Genomic DNA, 3950 nt, shown 5'->3' on the forward strand with positions numbered 1-3950 from the left:
ATGCGCTCGACAACCGTGTTGCCGAGGTACGGAGAGCGCAGCCGGACGGTGTCGTAGGCCATACGCTCAGAACCCCTCGCCAAAATCCGAGGAAGTCTCATCCGTGAGACTGTCAGGCGGTGCTACCACGCCCGCCTGACAAAAAGCAGCCTCACTGCGCGAGGCCAACAACGAGTCATCGGCAGCGTCAGAAAGTGCTGCATTGATCTCGTCAAGGGAAAGGGAATTACGCAGAGCAACGGGCGGTCGCGCCGTCCGTCCTCGCTGCGCTGCGGGCGTGGCGGCGCGACCGCCCGAGGCCTCGCGATACGCCGCTTCAGACGCGGCAACGCGCTGCGCCTCAGCCTTCTTTGCAAGCACTTCAACCAACCACACGGGCTTTGACCGGCCGGAAAACTCGGACGGGCGCGGCTTCAGCTCACGCAGCGACATGCCGTCACGCGGCAACATCTGCACCCTCTCAATCGCCATAGCCCTACCCCCGGTTGACCGGCCTACTCCCAAGGGGGTAAACCGGTTATATTCCGGCTGTCATCACAGCCGTAATCAATTACGGGCGTAATGTTCATTACGGCTGTAATTCTGTCAAGAGCAGAGGTGCTTAAATGAGAGTTGAAAAATATTTAGATGAGGCGATCAAACGCCGTGGCCTAAAGAACGACTCCGCCCTTGCAGCGGAGCTTGGCCTTGTCCAAAGCGCTGTCAGCCACTACCGAACCGGCCGTCGCAGCATGGACAACGAAGTGTGTTTGCGCCTGGCGCAACTGCTCGACATGGACAACCCCATGCCAATCATCATGGCAGCGGACATGGACCGCGCAGAACGCGCTGGCCAGCGGTCGCTGTGGGAAGTTTTTTCACCGAGGATGGCCCATAGCGGCCTAGTGGCCATCCTCGTTTCGCTCGGCCTAGGTGTCACAAATTTTGTGACACCCTCACCCGCCGAAGCCGCGCCGTTGAGCCATTCGTCGGCCCCCAACACTTTGTGTTATGTTAAATAAAAAATCAACCGGGTTTCATTGACCCCGACTCATCCATCAATTGTCCGACTCAAGCAAATCTAGCGACGCTCGCGATCTAAATTTGGCGACTTCCCTTTGGTTGCTTGAGCCTTGGCGAAGCCCTGACCATTTTTGCTTCCCGCTGGTCAACTAGTGGTCATGAGTCCTTGACGTCTGTACCGAGAATGTACCGACGCCTACTTAGCCCCCAACCGTGCCTGCCCCCCTTTCCAAGGCCGCTAAACCAACGGGACGCGCCACCAGTTCGCATTGCGGTGTCCCCAAAGGTCACGCCTAGCTCTTTTCCTGCGCCGCAACTGGCATCACCGCCGCATCCAAGCGACGGTGAATCAGTGAAGCCAACGTCAACAGATCCTCCGCATCGCTCTTGGTCATGCTCCAGAGCACCCTTGGCGCATGCGCCGTGGTATTGCGGAACATTCCAAACACGCCTCTCACTAGATTGGCGAAGCCCCGCTGCTCACTCTGTTGGCTCTCGTCGGCGAGTGAATTGATCGCTAGCATCGGAGGGTTACCGCCGAGTGCCCGATCGACGAGTGCAGAGCCATCATCCGTCAAGCCCGTTTTGCCTCGAAGCTTTGCCGCAATGCTCTTCGTGGCTTCCAAAACTGCGTGGAAGTAGTTGTCATCGACCAGCTCCGCTCGACAAAACGCCAACACATCCGCATGAACGCCACGGGCAGCAAGATCGGTGCGAAGCTCGTTCGCCCTGCGAATCGCGTCAGGCAACGTCGACGCACGTTCAGCGGCGACCAACTCCCCGCTCTCCTCGACTTGAAGCCCCGCGAATGCGAGACCGCGGTTGAGATTCGCTCGCATGGGCTCGAAGCGCTCGGGCTTGCCGATATAGCGCTCCGGTTTCATGGCAAATCGGATGAAGGCCAGAATGTTCCTGCGGTGGCCCAGGCGGTTCTGGCAGTTGGAAAATGCATTGAACAGGCGCGTGCGCTTGGTAAGACTAGGATCGATGTCATCGATCCTGGCGTTGGCTAGCAGCAAACCGATCTCTGACCCCGTCAATCCATCAGCCGTGTCACCCAGCGCGTTCGCTATCGCCTCAACCTGGCCCAACGAAAATGTTATGTTGTCGCTCACGCGTGTATCCCCTTTCCCTCGCCCACCTGATGCACAGCGGAATGTAGATCAATCCCGCCCAACTCTACTGGCCATTGTGCAGTTGGCAATCCTCCGGTGCGCTTGACGCCTACGAGCAAGTCAGCAAGTTGTTTGTAGTCCAAATACTCAACCTCTTCGAGGCTAGCGGCGACGCGAATCACAACCGGCCAATTTGCCCGCACATAACGCGTAACAGCCGTAAGCATCCGCTTCTTCAAGGCAACTAGTTCACGCTTATTGGACTCCATTTCCAGCTCGGACTTGGGCTCCTCGAAAAACGTGACGTCCGAGTGCAAAAGCAGGTATGGAATTGCCAGCTCCTGCCACGCACGCATATCGCCACCCGCGCCGAAACCATGGGATCCCGTATCGACCTTTTCCGCAACCATTCCGGCAAGGCAGGTAACAAGCTTCCATTCCAGCAATTCGAAAGAGATATCACCGTTGCGCCCGCCTGGAAACGAAACCTGGCCTATCGCCGGCGACAGCGTATCAGTATCAATGTATGCCGAAGCATCTTCTGGAATTCTGTTTCCTAGGGCGTACATCAAAGCGTGACCAGCCTCGTGAATGGCTACTTGCCGGTCGCCGCCTCGTCTCGGCCGAATAGCAAGGAGTTGGTTATATGGTGTCTCGAACGCGTAGTGATTTACTCGGGCCCGCAACACGAGAAATCGCGCCAGCAGGGACAACGGGTGTCCAAACACCAGCACCGCAGCAGCAACCAGGAGGACGAAGGCGCCGAATGCTGCTGGATTGTTCGAAGCAAGTCCTGACGCGTACCTCCAGCCTAACCAGCACAAAGCGACGCACGCCATACCGTAACAAACCGACGCGGCTACTTCCCCCAAGAGAACAGACCGATGAAATGCTGGCATAGTGAACCAGGTTCCCGCGACGAACAGAAGGGCAATCCCTGCAACCGCACCGCCGAGCCGCACCGCAGTTGAACCTGCTGTGACCACCTCGGGCATACTGAGAGCAGCGACAACCAAAGAGGCACCAGCTAAGCCAAGAAGTACGTGAAAGCCGAGCACTATGGCCCTGGTGTTTTCGTCGTATGCCACCCGAAATCGGTAGCGCAACATCACATAGGTAAGGCGAAAGAACTCGATGGGGCCACGACGAATAAGGGTGCCCAAAAGCGTACGCGTCAATGAGTATGAAACGGCTGGTTTGGGAGATGCTGGCAGACCACGGTAGCAAATGACTGCTGCTAGACCGGCGACAAAGATCACAAGTACAAACCAGAATCGCTTTTCCTCGAGCCCCAACATGACGTCCCCTCTTTTCCCAATGAGCGTTTGCGCACACCCGCATACTCTAGGTGCATAAATCCGCATAAGTCCACTGCCGCGCACGATGCCGGAAGAGAAAACACACAACTTCGTGAAGTGGCAGGCCTGAATCGCATACACAATTGGGCATATGGCCCGTTCTCGCTCGCTCCTAGCTTGGAGGAAGATCACCTGTACCGGCTCGGCTTGGCCGAGCCTGATGCGGATTCGCACCCTCGGGCTGGTCAACGTGCGCGACGCTGAGCACATCGAACATTCGTTTAGGGAGGGAGAAGCATGACCCGCGATGAGCTAATCGCTGCGGTGCCGATCCGGGAGTACCAGGGCCGTTTTTACGTGCGGATGGACGACGTGCCTGAGCCATGGCGACAGCAATTCGCTAAGGCGATGATAGGCAGCGCGTTCGTCGCGGTCCAAGGCGAGACGTGCATCACGCCGCATGCTCACGATTGGGATGCTTGGGTCCGCGACCAGTGGGACGGCCGCCCCGGACCAACAGGGCTCTCCACAAGGA

5 protein-coding genes are annotated in these 3950 nt (G+C 57.6%); 2 read left to right on the forward strand and 3 right to left on the reverse strand.

Going from position 1 to position 3950, the window contains the following annotated elements:
* Window positions 1-66: 66 nt before the first annotated feature.
* Entirely contained in the window at window positions 67-471 is a 405-nt protein-coding gene (locus JHD73_RS26960; RefSeq protein WP_233177179.1) for a hypothetical protein, read from the reverse strand.
* 134 nt (window positions 472-605) lie between these two features.
* Here JHD73_RS26960 and JHD73_RS26965 point away from each other — a divergent pair, with 134 nt between their 5' ends.
* Complete coding sequence (locus tag JHD73_RS26965; RefSeq protein ID WP_199033206.1) at window positions 606-1001, forward strand: hypothetical protein; 396 nt, start codon at window positions 606-608, stop codon at window positions 999-1001.
* A 294-nt stretch (window positions 1002-1295) separates the two neighbouring features.
* On the opposite strand, the gene JHD73_RS26970 is transcribed toward JHD73_RS26965, so the two are convergent.
* On the reverse strand, window positions 1296-2117 hold the full coding sequence (locus JHD73_RS26970) for a TIGR02391 family protein (protein ID WP_199033207.1): 822 nt from the start codon (window positions 2115-2117) through the stop codon (window positions 1296-1298).
* Entirely contained in the window at window positions 2114-3415 is a 1302-nt protein-coding gene (locus JHD73_RS26975; RefSeq protein WP_233177180.1) for a metalloprotease, read from the reverse strand. Before JHD73_RS26975 ends, JHD73_RS26970 begins: the two co-directional genes overlap by 4 nt.
* Before the next feature lie 297 nt (window positions 3416-3712).
* On the opposite strand from JHD73_RS26975, the gene JHD73_RS29230 reads away from it, so the two are divergent.
* Window positions 3713-3950 (forward strand): hypothetical protein (locus JHD73_RS29230; protein ID WP_233177181.1); only part of this gene is annotated, 238 nt, incomplete at its 3' end.

Source organism: Ralstonia sp. ASV6 (genome assembly GCF_016429285.1).
Taxonomy (GTDB): domain Bacteria; phylum Pseudomonadota; class Gammaproteobacteria; order Burkholderiales; family Burkholderiaceae; genus Ralstonia; species Ralstonia flaminis.